Source organism: Alteromonas sp. ABH2_165 (assembly GCF_056159945.1).
This window is the reverse complement of the sequence record NZ_JBSWWF010000009.1, coordinates 25,315-48,988: the sequence shown is the minus strand read 5'-3', so window position 1 is coordinate 48,988 and position 23,674 is coordinate 25,315. Positions and strand designations below refer to the sequence as shown.

Here is a 23,674-nt window from a genome sequence, read left to right as displayed (position 1 = left end):
CGTGTGGTTAATAATCTTCTTCATTGTCAGCATCATCCCAAGTTGCCAGCGTGTGGTCAACCCAATCAAGCAATTCATCGTCCTCAATGTCCAATAAATTGCCGGTTTGATGCCATGTTTCCCAAGTGTAGTGCAATAAACGCTCAAGCCACTGGGTATCAACGTCTTCGTCAGCACGGTCGTAAATGCAGTGAAGAATAAAATTTATTCGTTCAGCAGCCTCTTCCGGCTCATCGAAATTGTCTTCCATGTCGGCTGGCGTTGCCAGCACAACATGAATGTCTACGTATTCTTTCATTGCTGACTGTCCATTAATGCAGCAGCTAAGGCTTCTAGGCCGAGTTTATCGTCTTCGTCAAAGCGGCTGTAAATTGGGCTGTCTATATCAAGAACGCCAATCAGTTCGTTATTCAACACCAGTGGAATCACGATCTCAGAGTTTGAGGCAGCGTCACAGGCAATGTGACCATCAAAAGCGTGAACATCTTTTACCAGTTGGGAGGTTCGCTCAGCCGCGGCGGTGCCGCACACACCACGTCCCATGGGAATTCGAATACAAGCCGGTTGGCCCTGAAACGGACCAAGCACCAATTGTTCTTCTTTATAAAGATAAAAGCCAGCCCAGTTCACGTTTTCCAAACGATTAAACATGAGTGCACTGAGATTGGCCATATTCGCAATCAGGTCAGCTTCTCCGGCCATCAGGCCTTTAGCCTGGGCCAGTAATTCAGCGTAAAGCGTACTTTTCAAAAATTACCTCAAAATTATTCATCAATCGCAAAGCTCACGTTAACGCGGGCTTCGATCATTTGTTCTCCTGGCATTGCCGAAGAGAAATCAGCTTTGGCTGACATTTCCATTCTCATCACCGGCATAGGATAGCTATTACCGGTTTCAGTTACCGACAATACCTTCCCAATTTTTACGCCTAGTTGGTCGGCCAACAGGCTAGCCCGTAATTTTGCGTCTTTAACAGCATTTATCAAGGCCTTTTCATAGGCATTGTCCTGCTGGCTGGCGATAAATTCAAACCCTTGTATACGATCTATACCGCGGGATAAAGCACCGTCAATGATACGATCATAATGATTTATATCCGTATCGGTTACCTGAATTTGTCTGCTAAGGACAAATCCTCGCTGTTCACGACCTTGTGACGTTGACTCGTAATAGGGATTCAGACTGATTTGCATCGATTGTACATGTTTCTCCTCTATGCCTTCTTTGAGCAGAAATTTAAGTACCGATTGCATGTCATCCTGCATTTTGGTGTTCAGCTTGGATACCGTTTCACCTTTTTCTTCCATCACGAAAGTAATGGTATAGGCATCCGGCACAACGGCATAACTCCCGGTTCCGTTTACTTGAATGGCAGGTTCAGTCGTCTGGGCCTGGGCAATGGCCGAAGAAAGACACAGTGCAAGTGCTAAAGAAACAGGTTTGAGCACAGAAATGTGTTTGGTCATAGTGAATTACCTTTTATTGAGAAAAGACCTCATTATTACTAGGTAAACTGAACACGGGCTTAACCGAAAAACCAGTAACTCACGACAATCGCAGCAAATATTCCGGCGAAATCCGCAGCTAAGCAGCACGCAACGGCATAGCGAGCGTGTTTTATGCCCACAGCGCCTAAGTAAACCGCCAGAACATAAAACGTGGTTTCCGTTGAACCTTGCAGCACTGACGCGAGGCGACCCGAAAATGAATCTGCGCCATGATGCTGCATGGTTTCAATCATCAGCGCCCGAGCACCGCTGCCACTTAGCGGCTTCATGATGGCCGTGGGCAAGCCATCCACAAAGCGGGCGTCGCCACCTACCGCAGTCACAGCCCAGGCAATACCCGTACTGACCATATCAAGAATGCCACTGGCCCGTAACATGCCGATGGCAATGAGCATAGCTAATAGAAACGGGATCAGAGAAATAGCCACATTAAAGCCTTTTTTCGCACCATCGATAAACAATTCATAGGTATTGAGATTGCGCCTCCATCCGGTAACAAGCACAACCACGATGAATAAAAACAGTAGAAAGTTAGCAACAATGGCCGATTGGGAAGCCAGTTCACTGGCTGCTAAATGCGAAAAATACACGATAACAGCACCCAGTAAGCCAAACAGACCTACCAGATAAAAAAGTACGACTCGATTAAATAAATTTACCCGCTGAATCAGGCAGGTGACAATTAATCCGGTTAACGTTGACGCACTGGTTGCCAATAAAATGGGAATAAACACATCCGTGGGTTGCGCTGCGCCCTGCTCTGCCCGATACAAAAATACCGCGATGGGAAACAAGGTGACTGATGACGTATTCAGAACTAAGAAAAGGATCTGACTGTTTGTTAGGGTTTCTTTGTCTGTGGCTAATGATTGCATGTCCTGCATGGCTTTTATGCCAAAAGGAGTGGCTGCATTGTCGAGTCCGAGTACATTGGCAGACATGTTCATGGTGATGCTTCCAAGCGCAGGATGATCGCGAGGAATATCAGGCATAATGCGGCAAAGGAAAGGAGCCAGAACACGAGAAAATTTACTGATGAGGCCGGATTTCTCGGCCACTTCAAATATCCCCAGCCAAAACGCTAATACGCCGATAAGTCCAATGGCGATATCCACACTGAGCTGAGCCATACTGGTAACAGACTGCATGACATCCTGAAACCCACCCGGTGCATGGCCGAAAAAGGCTTGCCAGACAGTGGCGATAAATGCCAGAACGATAAATGAAAGCCAGATGCGATGAAGCATAATCCCTTATTTTTGGTTTTAGTGGTTTTATCTGGCAGTGTAACGGATCAGTACTGCTGATTTCGCCTACTTTTGCGGTTATTTTTGCCCTTAACTTCTTAGCGGCCCTTGATACCAGGCGACGGTAATTTGTATTCACATCATTAAATGATAACAATGGTTTCGTTCACCGCTAATCCGCATTTGCAAGCCCAGAGTATTGCATTGATAAAAGCAAGGCTATAGACTTGCATTTAATAAAGCAAGATTATAACCTTGCATAAAACCCACCAATGGCCATGAGCTGTTACCCAGGAGGCGAAATGATTGCTGTGCTGACCGGTGATTTAGTCGAATCGACCCGATTGTCATCGACACATTATGCGCAAACCATCAATGCGCTCACCACGGTGCTAAATCACCTTCAAAAGCAAACAGGTTGTACCTATGAACTGTTTCGAGGTGATGGCTTTCAAGTTGTATTTCCCGACCCGAAACACGCCATTCATGCATTATTTACTATCAGGCTCTATCTGAACAGCCAGATTAGCGAGGTAGCAGTAAACTGCACACAGGCCCTAGCGTATGGTGAAGGTACGCTGTCGGAATCAAGTCCCGGGACCTCTAACGGCGAAGCCTTTGTGTTATCAGGCCGAACCCTGGATAACACCCGAGGAAGAGAATTCAGGGTTATTTTAGCGCCAGGTCAATCAGGCACAAAGGGTCAACAAACCGCGCTGGACATCATGTGTAGTCAATTAAGCTACGTATTAAACCGCCTCAGTAAAAAACAAGCGGATCTGCTGTATCAATATTTGTCACAAAACTTCCCAACGCATCAAGTTCTGGCTGACAATAACAATACCTCAAGGCAGAATGTCAGCGAGCGACTAAAATCGGCCGGTGGGGACTTGCTGGCCCCCTTTATTGATTACATTAATGCACTAAAAGGATGAGGCTTAATGACGCTGTTTCTACTACTGATAGCTGCCCATTTTATCGGCGACTTTTATTTGCAACCAGACCGCTGGATCAGTAGCCGAAACGACAAAGGCGTACGCTCTCCTGCCCTCTATTTGCATGCCAGTGTTCATGCCATACTCGCTTTAGTGGCATTGTGGCTGGCTGATGTCACCCTTGACCAAGCGCTAATGACAGCCGGACTGATCACCGCCACGCACTTTATAATCGACTGGGCTAAAGCGGGCCGAACCAGTGTCATCGCATTTGTCATAGATCAAGTGGCACACATCGCGGTCATAGCCTTAGTTGCGTTGCTGCTGGAAGAAAAGCCGGTTTGGGATGTCATCACTCAAACCGACACCTATCTAACCAAAAACAATCTGTTATATGTGCTTGGATACATCGTCATTTTCAAACCCGCCAGTATTCTTATTGGACAGCTGTTGGCGACACACACCGAAAAGCTAAAACAACAAAATGCGCAAACACCAGAACAAAAAAGCCTGAGTAATGCGGGTCGTTGGATAGGCTATGTGGAACGCTTGCTCGCACTCTCTTTTATTCTGGTAGATGAATTCACAGGCTTAGGCTTTCTGGTGGCCACCAAAACCGTTTTCCGGGTGGGCGACCTCTCTCGCGAGCGAGACATGCGACTCACGGAGTACATGATGTTGGGTACATTAATGAGCTTTGCGGTGGCGTTAATTGTTGGCTGGTTGATTCTGGCATTGAAAGGATAAAAAAGCCGCTTAATGCGGCTTTTCAAGAGAGTTTGTCATTGAACTTAGCGGATCACTTTATCCAGGCTCGCCACACAATGATCAATATTACGGTCTTTACACGCATAGCCCATAAGGCCAATTCGCCAGACTTTACCTGCCAGTGCACCTAATCCCGCACCGATCTCCAGATTAAATTCATTCAACAGGCGGCTGCGCACTTCAGCATCATCCACACCATCAGGAATAACTACGGAGTTCAGTTGCGGTAAACGGTATGCTTCATCAACCGCCATGGAAAGGCCCAGTTTCTCAAGACCCGCGACCAACTTTTTATGACCAGACTGGTGACGAGCCCAGGCATTCTCTAAGCCTTCTTCTTTTAACATCACCAATGATTCATGCATCGCGTAGATGCTATTTACTGGCGCTGTATGGTGATAAGCACGCTTTCCGCCCTGGCCCCAGTAACCTACAATCAGGTTCATATCAAGAAACCAACTCTGAACGGGCGTTTTACGGTTTTGTATTACAGACACCGCACGGTCGCTAAACGAAACTGGCGACAAACCTGGAACGCAACTTAAACACTTCTGTGAACCGGAATAAATGGCATCAATGCCCCAACCGTCTACGTTCACATCAATACCGCCCAATGATGTCACAGCATCAACAATGGTAAGGCAGTCATATTGCTGCGCTAACCGGCAGAGCGTTTCCGCATCGTTACGTACGCCAGTTGACGTTTCTGCATGCACAAAGGCCAGAATTTTTGCATCAGGATGGGCTTTCAGGGCGTCTTCCACTTTATTTAAATCTGACTGATTTCCCCAGTCATCTTCAATTTTAATCGCCTCACCACCACAGCGGATAACATTTTCCACCATGCGGTTACCAAACACACCGTTAATACAAACAATGACTTTATCGCCAGGCTCAATAAGATTCACAAAACAGGCTTCCATACCGGCCGACCCCGGAGCAGAAACAGGCATTGTCAGCGCATTTTCAGTACGAAATGCATATTGTAGTAGGGCTTTGGTTTCATCCATCAGCTCTACAAATAAAGGATCGAGGTGGCCCAGTGTAGAACGGCACATTGCATTCAGCACACGGGGAGAAACATCTGAAGGACCCGGCCCCATTAAGGTACGCTCAGGTGGAATAAAAGTCGTAGGAGTAGTCATTGTCGTGCCTCGCTGCAATTTATCTGTAAAACTATTGTGGCATTATCATCCCAATGGAACAATTGCCCATCACGAGTATAAATGATATGAATGGGAAAACTGATAGATCATTCACAAGGTATTAGCACTCTAATGCTGAATAAAATGTGACCATCCTGTGGGTAAATTTTGAACACCTCGAAGGCAAGTCAGACCAGAAATAAGCTGTTGTTTTTTAATCAGGGATGGAACTCAAAATAAGTCTCTGATAATGTATAACTAAATTTTTTCAAAAAATTGTTTATAAAGTGAGCGGTTTTGTTCTATAGTTACAGTCCGTTGTGAATAACTTCACAATACTTCTCCCTTGTAAAAGTTAGCGCACGGCTCAGCAATGAGCCATTCCCCTAGGCCCGGAACGACAGTTCTGGGCCATTTTTATTCAGTTGAAGAAATACCGTACAGATAGGATAAGACTCAGTTATCCACTTTTCGCATCAGCCCTTCCTGCATGGTCGACGCAATAAGCTCACCCTGCTGATTGAAAATCTGGCCTTTAACGATGCCTCTCGAATTTCCACTGAACGGACTTTCAGCCACATAGAGCAACCACTCATTGAAGTTTACCGGCTTGTGAAACCACATGGCGTGATCGATGGTGGCTATGCGTAAAGCCCGGTCGGCCATAGACACCCCGTGAGGTTGAAGCGCTGTGCTCAGAAAATGGTAGTCGGATGCATAGGCCAGCATGGCCTGATTGATTTGCGCGCCTGGTTCAAGTGACTCCTGCGCCCGTAACCAGATGTATCGTTGGGGATCACGCTTTTTAGCAGAAAATGAATTCACCGCATCAACAGTACGAATATCGATAGGTTTGTGATAGCTCAGTGCTTCCTGCATAGGACGGGCAAGCTTGTCGAAATTGGCTTCGTAAAACGCGATATCCGGCGTGATGTCTTCTGGTGCTGGCACATCTGGCATCGTAGCAAATTGATGTTCCATACCGTCTTCCGGTAATTGAAACGATGCCGTCATGTAAAATATATTGCGGCCTTCCTGAATGGCTTTTACCCGACGAGTACAGAAACTGCGACCATTCCGCACAATTTCAACGTCGTACATCACCGGTTTTTTTGCATCGCCCGGTAACAGAAAGTAAGAATGAAATGAATGGGCACCAAAGCCCTCTTCCACCGTTTTATACGCCGCAGACAACGCCTGTCCAAGAACTTGGCCGCCAAACAGTGCCCGGAAGCCAAGATCCCAGCTCTGTGCCCGGTAAATGCCCTGTTCGATAGTTTCAAGTTCCATCAGTGAAGAAAGTTTTACATCAGCCATTGATTTCAGATGTCTCCGTGTTCGCTTGTTTGGGGTTTCGGGGATAATATTTTTCGGGTAATTCGGCCCGATGCTCAAAATAGCGCGTATCTTTATACGGTAATTTCATAAAGCCGGAAAGCCCGATGCCGGTAATATCCGGAACCGCAGCAACCAGTTTGCCCAGTAATAAGGTAAAACGTTGCTGCTGTTCGTGGTCGAGCAACGTGTAATAACTGTGTATTTTAAGATGGGTGGGTAGCGCCTCGAAAATTACACAGCCAGTGTGATGAATCGTGTTTAATTCTTTTAGTACCGACATAATACTGACAGGCAGTTGCAACAGTTCATCAGGATCCTCGCCATCCTCAAAATAAGAATGGGTTCGACTGTTGTCCTGTAACACTGATATTCGAGACAATTCAAACGGAATAACGCAGTTAGCATGAGGCACAAAAGGTTCATCTTCGCTTGCTCGTTCAATGTGCAGTGTATCTTTAGCATTGAACAAACAGCATTTGAAAATGCCTTTGCGATGGATGGCCCTGGCAAGCGTAATAACATTATTGACCGATTGCTCAAAAGCTATTTTCAATGATTCGTCATACAGGTTTAAACTTGAATCTACATAAATACCGTCAGGCATCCAGCGAATCGCCATTCCGCCGACCACCGGATAACGACCAAGGCGACTCACTGCTGCGATAAACGCTTTTTCGGTTTCACCCATGCCCTGCAGATAATTTTTATAGTAGCGATCGAACTGCGCATCATTGATGTAACGTAAATCGCTGTCGGTAACAGAAGCCACTTCGCGTAAAAATGATTTACGGGAACTGTACACCACGGTTTCTATATCTTTACTCACCGGCGTGCACCAGGTGGGTATCATTGCTTTGTGATCAACGGGCTTATCTTGGGTAAACACCATACTTTTAAACACATGCAAATGATTAAAAAAGTAGTCGCCCCCCTGACGTTGTTTTATCGGATCATCGCTGAGCATATACTCTAAGATGTTTGCGAGCATTTTAGGCAGTCCGAGCGCGCGCGGAGTGATTACCGCAGTACCAAAGCGACATGACTGGCCGGACGCCAGCGCATAGAGTGTGCTCGCCAACCCTTGTTCATCGAAACGGGGAGAAGACAACGCACCATTTAACTGTTCATTACCGATAAAATATACATCACCAAGACGGGAGTTGGTCTGCTGAATGTCGGCGGACATGAGATCCATCACATTATTACCAACGTGTTGACCATGCTCGTCAAGCTGAGCAAAAACCGATGATCCCCAGTCAATCAAACCGACGGTTTCACTGCTGGCATCCCACATTAGGTTTGAAGGTTTGATATCGCCATGAACAACGGGCCGTATTTCACTGCGCATTTGATGGCTACGCAAAGACAACAAAATTTCTCCAAGCTGCACAGCGAGACGAACAATGATGCGAGGAGATAAGGCGCCCTGTTGCAAACTGATTTGTTCGAAATCCAAACCCTTTGCCCGTTCCATCACCAAAATAGCCTGCTTGCCGACTTGCTGGAATTCTTTCAGTGCCGGCACACGAACGTGTTCGACCTGAGAAAGCATGAAGGCTTCTTCCTCTAAGCGGGCTTGAACGTGTTCAGGTAAATTAATACGGGAGAATTTGAACACAAGTTGTTCGCCAGAAGGCGCCACACCGGCAAACACAAAACCAAAGGCGCCTTTGCCAATCAATGCGATGTCACGGTATCCCAGCGCCTGAAGTTGCTGAGTGCAAAGCTCAACCCAGTTTCTCAATTTTTCCGCATCTTTGTGCGACAACAGATAGACTGATTGATCTTCAGGAATATAAAAATGCCGGATACCACGGACCTGTGTCACTGGTCGCTCTCTTGTTTCAACCAGCGTATCTTGCTGATAGCGTTAGGCCCAAGATGACCACACACTTCCTGCAATGCGGCGTCAAGCTGGACATCGAGTTGCCATGGCGGGTTCATGACCAACACACCAGAACCATACATGCCGGTGTCATTTTCTTTTTTATCAATGTGTAATTCTGCGCTAAACGCTGTTTTTGCCATAGGGGCAAGTGCCTCAATCATGACTTCGCTGGCACCGGTTTTTTTATCTGCTCGCGCAGACAACAACGGATACCACAGCACCAATTGGGCGTTTTGCCAACGACGGAACAATTTAGTGACGGCCTCTTTGACTTCGCGATATTCATCAAACCGCTCATACGGCGGGTCGATAAGCACAGCACCACGATTGGGGTTAGGCGGCGTCATGGCGATTAGCCCTTCTAAGCCGTCACGATGATGAACGTGTGCGTTACCCATACCGACACCACGAATTACGTCATTTAAGATGTCAGCTTCATTTGGATGCAGTTCCATATAATGGGCACTGTCTTGAGGACGTAATGCACGCGTGGCAATCAGTGGAGAGCCGGGATACTGCTGTTGCTGCCAATAAAAATCCATAGCATCCAGGTACATCTTCAGCAGTTCAGCATTAGGTTGAACATTTGCCAGCGGATCGATACCACTTTCGTATTCTCGATTTTTCTGGGTTTGTTCGCTGTTTAGCGGATAACAGCCTGCCCCTGAATGGGTGTCGAATAAGGTAAAAGGCTTTTCTTTTTTCTTGAGGTAGTTGATCACACCCAACCAGCACATGTGTTTAATCACATCTGCGTGATTACCGGCATGAAAGGCATGTTTATAACTTAGCACAAACAATCCGTTACGAATGAAGAGGAATGCACATTGTACCATGAAACCTGAACGAACACAGAAAGAGGAGCCATCGCTCCTCTTTTCCCTCTAGTTAGCGCAAATGCATGAGCATTGTCGACGGCGCTTGCAGGTAGCTGCACCAAAAATTATTGAAACGCACCATGGTAGCACCATCAATAATGCGATGATCCCCAGACCAATTTACCTGCATGATATGTTGGGCAGTAACAGTTCCCTTTTCGTCAAACCGAGGGAGCTTCTGGGTTTTACCCAATGCGACAATCGCGGCTTCGGGCTTGTTTATGACCGGCGTGGCCGTAATGCCCCCCAACACACCGATGTTGGAAATTGAAATAGTTCCGCCTTTCAATGACTCACCGGATAATTTTCCTTCTCTAGCTTGATCAATAAGTTGCTGCATTTGCTTAGCCAAATCGAACAGCGATAAATCCTGCACTCGCTTAATGTTAGGTACCAACAAACCGATTTTACTGTCTACCGCAAAACCGATGTTATGGTCATCGAAATAGGTCAGCTCTGTAGCGTCATCATTGAGTTGACTATTCAGGATGGGAAACTCCGATAAAGCCAATGACAGGGCTTTAATAAAAAACGGCATAAAACTGAGCTTAACCCCCTGTTCTTCAAAAACAGGCTTTAGTTCATTACGAAGCGCAATTAAGTTGTCCATTTGCAACTCATCACTCACACTAAAATGCGGAATGGTTTGCACAGACAACTGCATCTGCCTGGCCATCGTCGCCTGCACGCCGCGAACTTTTTCAGTGCGGGTATTTCCTATCACAGGTGTCTGACGTTCTGTTACTGCATGGGAAGTCGATTGACCAGACTTATGGCTTTGCGAAACTGATGATGATGTGGATGACGACACTCCGCTTAGCGCAACTACATCCTGCTTGAGAACCCTGCCTTTTTTACCCGTTCCTTTAACGGCTGTTAAATCTATCTGCTTTTCACGGGCAACACGACGCACGGCTGGACTGGCAAGCACTTTACCCGGTATGACCACAGGTGGCTCGAATTGGCCTTCCCTCGATGACACTTTCGGGTCGGCGGCTTCAGCTCGATTTATTAAATGCTCCTGTGATGGCGCCCACGATTCTTGACCTTGCAACGGCTGTTCTGGAGATTGCAGCTCCTGCGGTTGCTTATCAGAACTCGCCGATGCATGAACATTGTCAGCGAGTAGAGAAAATAAGGGGGCATGGACTTTGGCAATTTCACCCTCTTTGTAATAAAGACGGCTTACTTTGCCAGCATGTTTGGCTGGAATTTCTACCACGGCTTTATCTGTCATCACTTCCACGATGACCTGATCTTCGGCAACTTGATCGCCTTCAGTCACCTGCCAAGTGACAATTTCGCACTCAACAATACCCTCACCAATATCAGGAAGCAGAAAGTCCTCTCCCTGATTAGAGGTGGAATCTGACGTGTTCGCCTTTTCTACAGTTTGAGCTGCATCAGTTCGCTTATCTTCTGACACAGCACCACCATGGGCCTTTACGTCGTGGGAAACGTTATCTGGTGAAGCAGTGTCGTGTGCAACATCGTTATGCGCTACTGTCATAGCAAAAAGTGGAGCATGTACTTTCGCAATATCACCAGGCTGATAGTGAAGTGTACGCACGGTACCAGCATGCATGGCCGGAATTTGTACCGTGGCTTTGTCTGTCATCACTTCAGCAACCGGTTGGTCTTCTTCAATCACATCACCTTCAGCCACCAGCCATTCCAGCAGCTCACATTCAACGATCCCTTCGCCAATATCAGGCAAAATAAATTCAGTATTCATCAGATTGCCCTTAATAATGCATGGTTTTTACAATGGATTCGTACGTCTTTAGCTCATCCGGCATGTATTCTTTCTCGTGAGAAAGTGGATACGGCGTATCAAGACCGCAAACCCGCGCAACGGGCGCTTCCAAATACAGAAAGCACTTGTCTTGAATGGTGGCGGCAATTTCACTGGCAAAACCGCCGGTTAACGGCGCTTCGTGGTTAATCAATAATCGTCCGGTTTTCATTACGGATCCTGCGACTGTCTCGGCATCCCATGGCGCAATGCTGCGTAAATCAATAATTTCGCAATTAATGCCATCTTCCAGCGCTCTCTCTGCAGCCTTCTGGAGAATTTCGATTTGTGCGCCCCAGCCCACCAGCGTGATATCTTTCCCTTCCTGCACAATGTCAGCTTTACTGAGTGGTAATTCATAATCATCTTCAGGTACATCGCACACAGACGCCCGATAGAGGCGTTTAGGCTCCATAAACAGGACCGGGTTGTCGTCTCGTATTGATGCCAGCAACAAGCCTTTCGCTTGATATGGGTTACGCGGCACCACAATTCGCAAGCCAGGGCAATGTGCAAAAAAAGCTTCTGGCGACTGGCTGTGGTAATGACCGCCGGAAATGCCGCCACCGTAAGGTGTTCTTATTGTTAATGTACCGCAACTGAACTGCCCCCCTGAACGGTAGCGAAATTTAGCGGTTTCATTGACGATTTGATCGAAGGCCGGAAAGATATAATCGCCAAACTGGATTTCAGCCACAGGCACTGAGCCCTGAGCTGCGAGTCCGTTAGCGAATCCGATAATGCCCTGTTCGGTGAGCGGTGTATTAAAACAGCGCCCCTTACCAAATTTTTCCTGAAGATGGCTGGTAGCTCGAAAAACGCCACCGAAATGGCCCACATCTTCACCAAACACCATCACCCGTTCGTCTTCTGTCATTACGGTGATGAGGGCGTTATTAATTGCCTGCAGCAGGTTCATTTTCGCCATTACTTTATTCTCCCTGCTGTTTTAGGATAGTTATCAGGATATTTGGCAATATGTTGTTTGAGAGACTGAAGTTGATCTTTTAAATGCCAGGGAACGTGGTCTAAAACATCGGTGACCAAATCGTCAATGGGATTAACCGGCACTTTTTCCGCTTCCTTAAGCGCCGCAAGCACTTTCTCTCGGGTTTCCGATTTTTGCTTTTCGAAAGCATCGGTATCGAGCCAACACTTATTTTCCAGCCATTTGCTCAAGCGCAAAATTGGGTCTTTTAAACGCCACTTTTCCTCTTCGTTTTTAGAGCGATAACCACTGGGATCATCGGACGTAGAGTGAGCTGCTAGGCGATATGTCATAGCTTCAATCAACACCGGGCAGGAATCACTGAGCGCTATTTCTCTTGCCTGTCGGGTAGCAGCATAAATGGCCAAGGGATCATTGCCGTCTACACGTATGGTTTTCACGCCATAACCTATACCTCGAGAGGCAATACCATCACCAGCGAACTGTTCTTCGGCAGGGGTTGAAATGGCGTAGCCATTATTGCGGCAGAAGAATATTACCGGGCAATGTAGTACCGCCGCCATATTGAGACCCGCATGAAAATCGCCTTCTGATGCAGCGCCTTCACCAAAGTAACAAATGGTAATGGCTTCTTTGCCCGCCATTTTCTGACCATAGGCATAACCCGACGCCTGCGGAATTTGGGTACCTAATGGAGATGAAATCGTCATAAAGTTAAGCGCCTTGTCACCATAGTGAATAGGCATTTGCCGACCTTTATTGGGATCTTTTTCGTTACTGAACATTTGATTCATAAATTGGTCAGTACGGTAACCGCGCCAGGCTAACGCCCCCTGCTCGCGATACTGCGACATGATCATGTCGTTTTCAGATAGTGCTGCGGCACTGGCCACTGCAGCGGCTTCTTCGCCGGTTGAAGCCAGATAAAAGCTGATCCGTCCCTGTCGCTGAGCACCCACCATGCGCTCGTCCAATATGCGAATATATTGCATAACATCCAACATGCGGGTTGCGGTTTCTTTGGCTATATCTGGTGTGTCAGCCTGCGCATGCAAGCTGCCATCTGGCTGCAAGATTTGCAGCATGGGAATGTCTATCAGGCCATTTTCTATTATTTTTACCTGATGGGTGGTTTTTACGCTGGCGAGATGATTTCTGTCTTGCACAACTAAGCCCTCATTGAGTGATGCACAATGGCAATATCGATACTCAATATGCTAGTGTGGTTTCATCGGAAAGACCTTGCTTATTCGAGCCCGCCCATTCACTTAGGAAGAAGTTTCATCCTTGTCCATAGGCAATAAGTAGTACTCCCATCCTACTGAATTAACAATCCATTAAAATAAATAAAATTTATTAATTACATTTAATGCATCGCACTTTCATTTTTGCATCTGAAACTGTTCATTAGTCGTTCATATATCACGACGTATAATTTCTAAGATTGATTTCTAGTCCCCTGAACATGTAAAACTGCAGAAAAATTCAGGAACTAGGATAAACTTTGGATAACCGGGTAGTCTTGACCTGCCAGACAGTAGCGCCTGAAAAGGAGAATAATATGAATGACAGAATCGCCATTGCGGTTTCATGTGCGCTGAGCTTTAGTCTACTTACCACACCGCCATTATTTGCAGCTGAAACAGCAACGAATAAAAATAAAGCCACAACCGTCGCAGCTAATCATAAATCGGGCGAGGCGGTTTATATTGTCGAACTGAACGAAGAGCCAGTCGTAACTTACAACGGAAATATCGCAGGCTTTCGCTCAACAAGTACAAAGGGTTCGCAGTCTAAATTGAATACGCGAACTACTGCGGTAAAGCAATATCGGCAATACCTACAAAACCGTCAGCAACGCGCGCTGAGTTATCTTAAAGAGAACGACACATTACCGACACCGTTAGCACAGTATCAATTAGCGTTTAATGGCTTTGCTATCAAGATGTCTGCAAGCCAGGCTGAATCACTCGCAAATGTCGAAGGCGTAAAGAAAGTTCGAAGAGATACCATCCATAAATTAAATGCGTATGTTGGCGCTGAAACTATTGGGGCACCGTCGCTATGGGATGGAACTGAAACAACATCAGGCTCAGATGTGATGGGTGAAGGTATGGTGGTTGCGATACTGGATACCGGCATCAACACCGACCACCCCTCTTTTGCGGATGTCGGAGGGGATGGATACAATCATACCAATCCACTCGGAAACGGAAATTACCTGGGCGACTGTGCAGGCGCCTATCCGTCGCTCTGTAATGACAAACTTATTGGCGTGTACAGTTACTCGGGCATTCTAAGTGCCTATAATGATTCTGATGTATTCCCCTCGCCTCCTCCTAGAAATGGTGAAGATTACAATGGTCACGGTTCACATGTTGCGGCAACAGCAGCAGGTAACGTGCTTTATAATGTAAGCGAAGTCATTCCTGATTACGACGTGACCGCCAGTAGTGGTGTTGAAACCGGTTATATTTTTGAAGAGATATCAGGTGTTGCGCCCCATGCAAATATTATTTCTTACCAGGTTTGTTATCCCGGTGACGAAGAAGATACCTACACAGGTTGCCTTGATTCCATCATCCTACAGGCACTTGAAGACATAATTGATAGCGGTGAGGTAGACGCCATCAATATGTCTATATCTGGCGGAGAATTCCCCTGGGATTCCTCTGTCAATGCCGCATGGCTTAATGCGCATTCAGCGGGAATATTTCTTGCGCATTCAGCAGGTAACGATGGCCCTTCAGGTTCTACCACAGACAAACATGCGCCCTGGTTAACCGCCGTTGCTGCAACAACACACGGTATCACCGTTTCTTATCCAAAGCAGATCCGTGGTTTTTCTGGCGGTAATTCAACATTAGCTGCCATAAGTGGTTTTAGTAATACTGACGCGATAACTGCCTCTATTGTTTACGCTGGTGATTACTTCAATGCCAATGATCCTAATGGCGATCCGGGACAATGTCTGGAGCCATATCCTGCCAATACGTTTAGTGGTCAGATTGTTGTTTGTGATCGGGGCGATATTGCCCGCATTCAAAAAGCCCGAAATGTTGCCGACGGCGGTGCGGGTGGATACGTGCTGGCAAATGTCCAGGGCGGCGATAGCTTCTTAGCAAGTGATGCTTATGCCGTTCCGGGAATCCATATTGATGCTGATGATGGCGACAGACTGAAAAACTGGCTTGCTTCAGGAAGCAATCATACTGCAACGATAACAGCTTCAACTGCAGACGTTATCACCGATGAACAAAGTGCAGACAATGTGGCAAACTTTTCATCCCGTGGACCAAATACGTCTATTAGTACACTTACGCCAATGATTGCTGCACCGGGAGTCGATATTTACGCTGCCTGGGCAGATGAACACTATGGTCATGACGAAACCGGTCCTGCACCTGCTGATTATGCTTATTCATCGGGTACATCCATGGCGAGCCCTCATGTTGCTGGTGCCGCGTTGCTTCTCAAACAAGATCACCCAACATGGACACCTGACAATATCCGCTCTGCGATGATGATGACGGCTAAAACCGATATTCAATTGGATGATCAGCAAACTAATGCTGATTGGTTCGAGATGGGTGCAGGCCGATTACAGGTCGAAGCAGCAACCCAGACAGGCCTTATCATGAATGAGACTCGGGCAAATTATCAGGCTGCTAATCCTCGAAACGGAGGGGAGCCTCGTTCACTTAATATTCCGGCAGTTGTCGATGAAAGTTGCCTGCTCAGTTGTAGCTGGACGCGTACCGTTACTGCCACCCGCAGTGGAAGTTGGAGCGTTGCCTCGGAAACTATGACCAGCGGACTGGATATTTCGGTTACCCCATCTAGTTTTTCGTTGAATGCCGGGCAGTCGCAAACGCTGACGTTCACTATTGATTCATTGTCTGTTCGTAGTAACGAATGGGCTTTTGGCTCTGTTCAATTGACTAATGCTGACTCACCACTCCTTCACATTCCTGTAGCGGTTTACGCGACGAATGGTTCGATTCCGCAATACGTCAATATAGAAGCACGGCGGGATGCAGACAGCCGTATCATTAGCGATATTGCCGCCACAGAAATCGAATCGTTTAACTATGTTTCCTACGGACTTACCCCGTTAACAACACAGGCACTAACCATTTCACAGGATCCCACACCTGAAGACCTTTTTGATGGTGACGACGGAATAGTAACCATTGATGTTGAAGTTAGCGAAAATGCCCTTCGGCTCTACGCTGAAATATATGATTCCAATTCTGACGATCTTGATTTATACCTCGCTTACGACGAAAACGGTAATGGTCGCGCAGATGAAGACGAAGTTAGAGAAGAAAGTACGTCCTCCAACTCTGACGAAGTAGTGGATGTACTGCGGCCCGAGGCGGGAACCTGGTTCATCGTTATTCAAGGCTGGGATGCAGCAACATCAGGGACAGATAGTTTAATGATCGATTATGTACTTGTTGATGCAGATGATGAAGGTAACCTTTCCGTAACTGGGCCACAAAGTAATTCTGCTCTTACGCCTTTTGATATTCGTGTCATCTGGGAACTGGAAAACAGCGAAGAAGGTGAACGCTATTTTGGCGCGTTCGCATTGGGTACAGATGCGTCGCAACCCGACAACATTGGCGTCAGCTATGTAGAAATAAACCGGGGTGAGGATGATGTTTATCTTTCAGTACCAGACGACGGTATCGTCGCCCTCGGTAGCGAGCAAACCATTAACGTCAATATTGCCAACAATACGACAGGTGAAGACAGAGATTATCGTGTTGCAGTTACCCTACCTGACACCGTCACACTCATTGAAGGTTCAATATCTGACGGTGGCATGCTCACTGGCGATCAGATCATCTGGGAGGTCACGCAGCCTGATTCAGAATCTTTAGGTGCGCAAACGCAAGCGGCTTCCACACTCAATTTTACCGTACGCGTAGAAGACAATGCTACGCCGGCATCGCTGGTGTTTAATACCACATCCTTGGTGACAAACATTCCAGGTACGCAAAGTGAAATTACTGCACCTTACACTGGCGTACGAATTGAAGGTGCGGCTAATCAGGCCCCTACGCTCTCGATTACATCGCCATCTTCGGTTGTTGTCGGCGGAACAATTACTATACGAGCTACCGCAACCGATCCTGAAGGCGATACCCTATCTTTCACCATTAACGGTATAGACGGTGCAGTTTTCTCTGAAACCGCATCAAGCGCGTCTGCGGGGTCAACCGTTGTTTATACTGTTACCGTATCTGATGGTACTAATACCGTAACTGATACGGTATCGGTGAGTGTTACTGCACAATCTTCCGGTAGCAGTTCGGGAGGTAATGGTGGAAGCAGTGGTGGCGGTAGCTTTGGCATGATGACTCTGTTACTTGTTCCGCTTATTGCATGGCGCCGAGTGGCTCGAAAAGGTCGCCTCTAGTAAAAAAGAATCAATATCATTTGCATTGGAGGCGATATTCACTAGAATCCCCTTTATCCTAATAACAATAGCTATAAAGGGGTTTCATGGCTCGGGTGTCTAATCGCTTCCTTTTCCAACTTCACGGCTGGTTTTCTCTGCCAGTCTGGATCTTATTCTTTTTTGTGTGTCTTACCGGCACCGTCGCCGTGCTGAGTCACGAATTTGCTTGGCTGACTAATGCCAATGTACGTGCCACAAACCCTGAAAACACATCAGCATGGACTGCTGCCGATTCCGTTGCACTGGTAAATGAAACCTATCCTTCTGCAGATATAACCGGCGTTGCCGTTCGCGAAGACTATATGGTGCACGAGGTGATGTTCACTGCAGACGACAAACCCTATGCCGTCGCTTATGTGAATCCTTACCTTCATCAAATTCAAGAAGTTAACGACGGCAGTACGTTTATCAACTTTATGCGAACACTGCACGGCTGGTTATATTTTCCCTGGCATGGCAGCTACAGTGTGGGTTATTACCTGGTTTCCGCATTATCAATCGTGATGCTCGGTGCGCTCGTTACGGGTCTGTTGGTGTACAAGAAGTTCTGGCAGGCTTATCGCAATCCCAAACTCAGGAGTCATCAAGGCCCGCGCACATTAACGGCGGATTTGCACAAGCTAGCTGGTGTCTGGTCGCTTTGGTTTCTTCTCATAATGAGTGCCACCGGGCTGTGGTATTTGATTCAAGCCGTCCTATGGCAAAACGATGTAGAGATCGATCCCTGGCCCGAACACCTTTCAGAGCAGTCATTACCTATGTTGTCACCTGAAGCAAACCGTACACCAGCGATGCCGGTAACCTTGAGTAATGCGCTTGAACAGGCTGAACAAACGTTTCCAGGCTTTCGTCCAGGATATGTGATGTTACCTGAACACAACCGCGACACCTTTAAGGTATATGGCGGTGGCGCTAACCCATTCTACGACGCAGCCAGTTTCCAATTGGCGATTAATCCGTGGAACGGCGAAATTACGCAGACGATCTCTCCTGCAACCATGAATGCCGCACAAACCATTTTGCATATTGCCGACCCACTGCACTATGGCACTATTGGTGGCATTTGGACGAAAATCATTTGGTTTGTATTTGGCTTATTGCTTAGCGGTATGTCGCTTAGCGGCTTTATCATGTGGTACTTACGCGTGAATAAACTCAAAAAGCCCCAAACACGCAACGCTACCTCACCCATTCAGGAGGCATAATGGCGCGTTTACAAAAGCAATCCTCATTTCGTTATTTAATCAATGGGCTTATTCTGGCATTGCCTATTTATTTCATCTACAAGGCGCTGAATCCGCAGTTCCCCGCCGTGCTACCTGAAATTAAAGCCGGTGATTTTTCGCTTACTGCGATGCCTTATGATGAAAATATGCCCTACCAGCACGACGGCTTATTCGTAAAAGACTTTCTGGTTATATTTCAGCAAGGCAGTGTTGATGACGTTCGTATGGCCTTTCTAAACATTGGCGAGTCGCCACTACCCTTTGAAGAGGCGCAGTCTTATGAGCTTGGCGTACTTCACGGTACGAAACACGGGCAACACGTACATGGACTCAGTAGTGAAGTTATCAAACCCGGTGATAAGGTGTGGATCACACTACAAACCTGGGATGGAAAACTGCATCAGGGTGCGTGGCAAGTTCCATCGTACCTCCTGAGCGACGTTTAACCTCTGCATTTTTATACTGTTCATGTAAACTGTGCCAACGCGTTTTTAATTACGGATCTGTAGCAGGAACACAGAGTTGGCACACCCCACACTTTCTTTAAACACCTTACGTAACCTTACTCAACTTCTAGGCCCCGGCGTTCTCATGGCCACTGCCGCAATTGGCGGCAGCCACCTTGTTGCCTCAACACAAGCGGGCGCAATATACGGCTGGCAACTTGCTTTACTGGTTTTCATTGTAAATTTGCTTAAGTACCCTTTTTTCCGTGCGGGGGTGAGTTACACCATCAGCGCTGGTGAAACCTTGCAAACGGGCTATCTTCGCTTGGGTAAAGGCTATCTGCTTATGGCATTATTGTTGAACATCATTTCAGCTGTCGTGAATTCGGCGGCGTTATTGATGTTTTCAGCCAGTCTTCTCGGCTATTTCATGCCAATGGATATCAGTGTTCCGCTGCTTGCCGCCGTTATTCTTATCGCCATATTGGTTATTCTCATTGGCGGTCATTTTGCGGCACTAGAGAAGATATCGAAGGCAATCATGATCACCCTCGTCATCGCCACAATTTCAGCGACTTTCATCGCTTGGCAAAACGGCGCAGTAGCACCCGATGATTACGTGTCGCCCTCCCCTTGGACCATGGCCGCTATCGGCTTTTTAGTGGTTACTATGGGTTGGATGCCGGCCCCCATTGAGATATCCGGTATTACCTCTTTATGGCTTAAAAAGCAGTGTGAAGAAAAAGCCGTTACCGCGAAGTCTGCCTTATTTGATTTTAACCTTGGATACTTCACTACCATGATCCTTGCGCTGGTTTTCCTGGCCCTGGGTGCCCTGGTACTGCATGGAAGTGGCGAAGCGCTCGCATCTGGCGGTATCGGTTTCTCCAAACAGCTTGTGGGTTTGTATGCGGGTACCATTGGTGAATGGGCGCGCTGGCTTATCGCCGTGGTGGCATTTTTATGTATTTTCGGTTCAGCACTCACCGTTTACGATGGTTACTCCCGCGCCGTTACCGAGGCTATTTTGCTACTGAATGGTAAAAAAGAAATGCCAGAGCGCAATGTTGTTCTGGTGCTGTCTCTTGTTGCCGTATTAAGTTTTATCATTGTGCTGTTTTTCAAATCTGCACTGCTCGCCATGCTGGGATTTGCCATGACGCTAGCCTTCATAACCACGCCCATGTTTGCTTTGCTGAATCACAAACTGGTGCGCAAAGCTGAACTGCATGACAGCGTTAAAGCCGGGCCTTTCATCACAACCTTGAGCTACATTGGTTTGGCATATCTGTTTGGCTTTCTAGCCATATTCATTGCCTGGAAGTGGTTTCTTTAATAGAGCGGCTATGAAGCCGCTCTCCTTACTGTTGCAAGTTTTACAGAACAAAAACTTACTTTCAAAGTAAATCCGTATACGGGGTTACTTCATTTCTAAGCTCCCAAAACGCGTTAAGCGCATTGGTACTCGGCTTGCTGTCTTTTTTAAGCACGTCCTTCGTATAGAAGATAGGATTTGCAATTTTTGCCGCATCCGTGAGCTGTTTGTCGCTAGGCATAGGGATCTGAACAAAGTCATTATCATTAATAGATGCCCAGGAATCGAAATCGATACCCAATTTCCCATCTTCAATGTAGTAGCCCGACCATTTTAATGCAGCGCTTTCACTCTCATTGATGGCCCAATCCCGTTGGGCAAAGCAGATAAGATAGAGTTCCTTTGCATCTTCAGACAACATCACTGGGTGTCGATCATTATCGGCAACGCCTTTGCCATCCAGTTCAAACTTCTTATTATCAACCCTTACGCGAAACTCGTATTCGGTTTTCTTATTTACGTAACTCAATTCGTTTATCGCTTTTTCAATGCGACTTTTGATGAAGGTCAGTACGACGTCATTGGCCCAACCCAGATTGATGAAATTTGAGGTGCTGACGAGTTCTCCAACTCGATAAGCGAGTTTTTTCAAACCGCCTTTGTATTCTTCGTTAAATGCGGCCTTATCAGTAAACTCTTCTGGATATTTATTGGCGCGCGTCGGCGCCAGTGTTCTGGGGAACAAAAGGGATTCTCGAAGTTTGATAAAACTGCAATAGCGAGCCACTTTTACTTCATACTTACTCGGCAGTTCCGACATAAAGCCCGCAAATCCCGCAAGCGGAGAGCCGGGAAGGAATATCATTTTTTTAATCTCATTGTTGTCGTCAAAATCCAACGGTGCAATTGAGATCAACTGACTGTTTCGGCTCTTGGCTTCCAGATCAGCAATTAAGTCGATATAACTAAACAACATGGCTTGCATAGCAACATGCTCTAACCCTTTACCGGTAATGACATCCCACGTTGATGTTGCTATTTCCTTCCCGTGTTCCTCTAGTGCGCTTACTAGTGAACCCGGTTCACGGGCAAGCCGCTCTATTTCATTCGCCACGCTTGCAGACAATGTAGGAATAAGCGCTTTATTTGAAAACTGGCTGAGCAGTACACCCAGTTTGTCGCGTAAATCCAGAAACTCCTGTTCAGTGGCAATGACGCCTTTCGCTAACATATCCCTAAGTTCATTTCGCATTTTGAGCTTATTTGCAATCTGAAAATTACGATGGTGGTGTTGTGAAGAAGCTTGAGAATGAATTGCACCAAGCAAACTCTTTCCTGCTGGCAGTAATTTATCCAAGGAAGTAAGTGACAGTAAATCGTTGCCATCAAAGGTACTGACCAACGACAGCGGCTTTTGATCACGAAAAGATTTAAGATGAGGAAGGTTATAAGATACCTCTTCGCCAACAAATGGGTCGACAAAGATGATGCGACGTTCAAAAGGCGCCTTGTCGTTTAAATGGGAAATAGAATCGATATGCGACGCTAACTTAAAGGCTTCGGTTACCGGAGAGTTGGCAAAAGTACCGCCATCAACATAAGTGTAAACATAGCTACTCACAGATGGGTTTATCCATAAGCCTGCGGGATATTCCCACTGCCAACGCCTAAGGGATACTGGTTCAAATGCTGCCGGAAATGCGCCACTTGCAATGGCTGTGGCGACAATATGTCGCCAGTCCTTTCTTGCGCGAATATCAAACGCGACATTATCGATGTTGTCGCCCCAATGAAAGCGAACCCAACGCTTAGGGTGAATATCCGTGTCTGAAAATTTATCGTTAGACACCGAACCAAAGTTAATATCAAAGATTCGGTGTTCCTGGTGAAATTTAGACGTTAGCGCGTCGGCAGATGCTAAATCAGGCTGCTCATCATCGCTGACCGCCTTGAGGTACTTCGCATCGACATTGGCGATAATTGGATTCAGATTCGAAATACTGCAGCTATACAACACCCTTTCTGCCAGAACAGGATGCGTTGCTTTGTCTGGTTCGTTGTAACTATCACCGTTATCAGGAAACAGATATTCTTTCGCAATATTCGTCACAGCCGCTTTATTTAAAATTCCGGCTTGTTTAATTAATGGCGGGAATCCGTCTTCCTCAGGCTCAAGCAGTTTGTCGAGGGTTATTTCTTCAGTCCAGATCTTATTCATTTTTTGCTGAGCAAGTTCAGCATCGATGAGTTGCTCTTTGCGCTTTTGATCTGTCCAAGACGCGGTATCGATTTCATAATCGGTTGCCAGTTTCTTCCAGGCCGCTTGCCGCACCGCAGTGTCTTTCGCTGGAAACGCGAGTGCCCGTAACATCACCCCTAAACTCATTGCACCAGCACTGGCACCAGAAAACACATCTACAACGACGTTTTCGTAGGGGTTACCGTCTTTATCTGTGCCGTATAACAAGGCGAGTTTGATTGACTCCGTGAGTGCTGCGCCAGAGAATGATCCTAGAGAAACGCCGCCGCCCATAGCGAAGCCAAGTTTCAAAGTTTTACCCATTTCTTATGTCCTTTAAAAAATTGAATAACAGGCATTGCGCCTAAACGTTAAGTAAAGTTGAAATGGATGGAAGAAAACCAGTAAGACAAAGCGAGAGAGAACCGCGCCTCTAAAGCAAATCCCTTGCTGATAGCCCGAATGGCAAACACTGCGTTTCCATCGCATGCCATCCTATAGAAATGATTAAAAATAAACCAGGCCAT

Annotated in this window: 18 protein-coding genes; 6 read left to right on the top strand and 12 right to left on the bottom strand. The window is 46.7% G+C overall.

Features of this window, described 5'->3' with window-relative positions:
* Nucleotides 1-7: 7 nt before the first annotated feature.
* Genes ACXAFQ_RS16990 through ACXAFQ_RS16975 form a run of 4 tightly spaced genes read right to left on the bottom strand, consistent with a single transcriptional unit; the run spans nt 8 to nt 2,755 of the window.
* Nucleotides 8-298 (bottom strand): hypothetical protein, encoded by a 291-nt coding sequence (locus tag ACXAFQ_RS16990; protein WP_070124669.1) that lies wholly within the window; start codon nt 296-298, stop codon nt 8-10.
* The gene (locus ACXAFQ_RS16985; RefSeq protein ID WP_474824617.1) at nt 295-750 is read right to left on the bottom strand and encodes a GAF domain-containing protein; all 456 of its coding nucleotides are present in this window, start codon (nt 748-750) and stop codon (nt 295-297) included. Before ACXAFQ_RS16985 ends, ACXAFQ_RS16990 begins: the two co-directional genes overlap by 4 nt.
* Nucleotides 751-764: 14 nt before the next feature.
* On the bottom strand, nt 765-1,466 hold the full coding sequence (locus ACXAFQ_RS16980) for an SIMPL domain-containing protein (protein ID WP_474824616.1): 702 nt from the start codon (nt 1,464-1,466) through the stop codon (nt 765-767).
* Nucleotides 1,467-1,525: 59 nt separating this feature from the next.
* On the bottom strand, nt 1,526-2,755 hold the full coding sequence (locus ACXAFQ_RS16975; RefSeq protein ID WP_474824615.1) for a nucleoside recognition domain-containing protein: 1,230 nt from the start codon (nt 2,753-2,755) through the stop codon (nt 1,526-1,528).
* 302 nt (nt 2,756-3,057) lie between these two features.
* Here ACXAFQ_RS16975 and ACXAFQ_RS16970 point away from each other — a divergent pair, with 302 nt between their 5' ends.
* Complete coding sequence (locus ACXAFQ_RS16970; protein ID WP_474824614.1) at nt 3,058-3,690, top strand: hypothetical protein; 633 nt, start codon at nt 3,058-3,060, stop codon at nt 3,688-3,690.
* Nucleotides 3,691-3,696: 6 nt separating this feature from the next.
* Nucleotides 3,697-4,437, top strand: coding sequence for a DUF3307 domain-containing protein (locus tag ACXAFQ_RS16965; RefSeq protein WP_474824613.1), 741 nt, complete (start codon nt 3,697-3,699; stop codon nt 4,435-4,437).
* A 44-nt stretch (nt 4,438-4,481) separates the two neighbouring features.
* On the opposite strand, the gene ACXAFQ_RS16960 is transcribed toward ACXAFQ_RS16965, so the two are convergent.
* The 7 genes from ACXAFQ_RS16960 to ACXAFQ_RS16930 form a co-directional block, all read right to left on the bottom strand.
* Nucleotides 4,482-5,603 carry a pyridoxal-phosphate-dependent aminotransferase family protein gene (locus ACXAFQ_RS16960; protein WP_474824612.1) on the bottom strand — a complete coding sequence of 374 codons (1,122 nt, stop codon included), beginning with the start codon at nt 5,601-5,603 and terminating at the stop codon, nt 4,482-4,484.
* 456 nt (nt 5,604-6,059) lie between these two features.
* Nucleotides 6,060-6,920, bottom strand: coding sequence for an acyl-CoA thioesterase domain-containing protein (locus ACXAFQ_RS16955; RefSeq protein ID WP_474824611.1), 861 nt, complete (start codon nt 6,918-6,920; stop codon nt 6,060-6,062).
* Nucleotides 6,913-8,769 carry a serine/threonine protein kinase gene (locus ACXAFQ_RS16950; protein WP_474824610.1) on the bottom strand — a complete coding sequence of 619 codons (1,857 nt, stop codon included), beginning with the start codon at nt 8,767-8,769 and terminating at the stop codon, nt 6,913-6,915. The genes ACXAFQ_RS16955 and ACXAFQ_RS16950 overlap by 8 nt, the downstream gene beginning before the upstream one ends.
* The gene (locus tag ACXAFQ_RS16945; RefSeq protein WP_474824609.1) at nt 8,766-9,623 is read right to left on the bottom strand and encodes a 23S rRNA (adenine(2030)-N(6))-methyltransferase RlmJ; all 858 of its coding nucleotides are present in this window, start codon (nt 9,621-9,623) and stop codon (nt 8,766-8,768) included. The genes ACXAFQ_RS16950 and ACXAFQ_RS16945 overlap by 4 nt, the downstream gene beginning before the upstream one ends.
* Before the next feature lie 94 nt (nt 9,624-9,717).
* A complete protein-coding gene (locus ACXAFQ_RS16940) occupies nt 9,718-11,442 on the bottom strand; it encodes a dihydrolipoyllysine-residue acetyltransferase (protein ID WP_474824608.1) in 1,725 nt (574 codons plus the stop codon).
* 10 nt (nt 11,443-11,452) lie between these two features.
* Nucleotides 11,453-12,430, bottom strand: coding sequence for an alpha-ketoacid dehydrogenase subunit beta (locus ACXAFQ_RS16935; RefSeq protein ID WP_474824607.1), 978 nt, complete (start codon nt 12,428-12,430; stop codon nt 11,453-11,455).
* Nucleotides 12,430-13,617, bottom strand: coding sequence for a thiamine pyrophosphate-dependent dehydrogenase E1 component subunit alpha (locus ACXAFQ_RS16930; protein ID WP_474824606.1), 1,188 nt, complete (start codon nt 13,615-13,617; stop codon nt 12,430-12,432). The genes ACXAFQ_RS16935 and ACXAFQ_RS16930 overlap by 1 nt, the downstream gene beginning before the upstream one ends.
* A gap of 395 nt (nt 13,618-14,012) precedes the next feature.
* On the opposite strand from ACXAFQ_RS16930, the gene ACXAFQ_RS16925 reads away from it, so the two are divergent.
* The 4 genes from ACXAFQ_RS16925 to ACXAFQ_RS16910 all read left to right on the top strand — a co-directional run bounded on the left by ACXAFQ_RS16925 (nt 14,013) and on the right by ACXAFQ_RS16910 (nt 20,929).
* Nucleotides 14,013-17,879: a S8 family serine peptidase gene (locus ACXAFQ_RS16925; protein WP_474824605.1), complete on the top strand. Its 3,867-nt coding sequence runs from the start codon at nt 14,013-14,015 to the stop codon at nt 17,877-17,879.
* 86 nt (nt 17,880-17,965) lie between these two features.
* Nucleotides 17,966-19,126, top strand: a complete 1,161-nt coding sequence (locus tag ACXAFQ_RS16920) for a PepSY-associated TM helix domain-containing protein (protein ID WP_474824604.1) — start codon at nt 17,966-17,968, stop codon at nt 19,124-19,126.
* Entirely contained in the window at nt 19,126-19,593 is a 468-nt protein-coding gene (locus tag ACXAFQ_RS16915) for a hypothetical protein (RefSeq protein ID WP_474824603.1), read from the top strand. Before ACXAFQ_RS16920 ends, ACXAFQ_RS16915 begins: the two co-directional genes overlap by 1 nt.
* 145 nt (nt 19,594-19,738) lie before the next feature.
* Complete coding sequence (locus ACXAFQ_RS16910) at nt 19,739-20,929, top strand: NRAMP family divalent metal transporter (RefSeq protein ID WP_474824602.1); 1,191 nt, start codon at nt 19,739-19,741, stop codon at nt 20,927-20,929.
* A gap of 61 nt (nt 20,930-20,990) precedes the next feature.
* Here ACXAFQ_RS16910 and ACXAFQ_RS16905 read toward each other — a convergent pair whose 3' ends face one another.
* Nucleotides 20,991-23,471, bottom strand: coding sequence for a patatin-like phospholipase family protein (locus ACXAFQ_RS16905; protein WP_474824601.1), 2,481 nt, complete (start codon nt 23,469-23,471; stop codon nt 20,991-20,993).
* Nucleotides 23,472-23,674 lie beyond the last annotated feature (203 nt).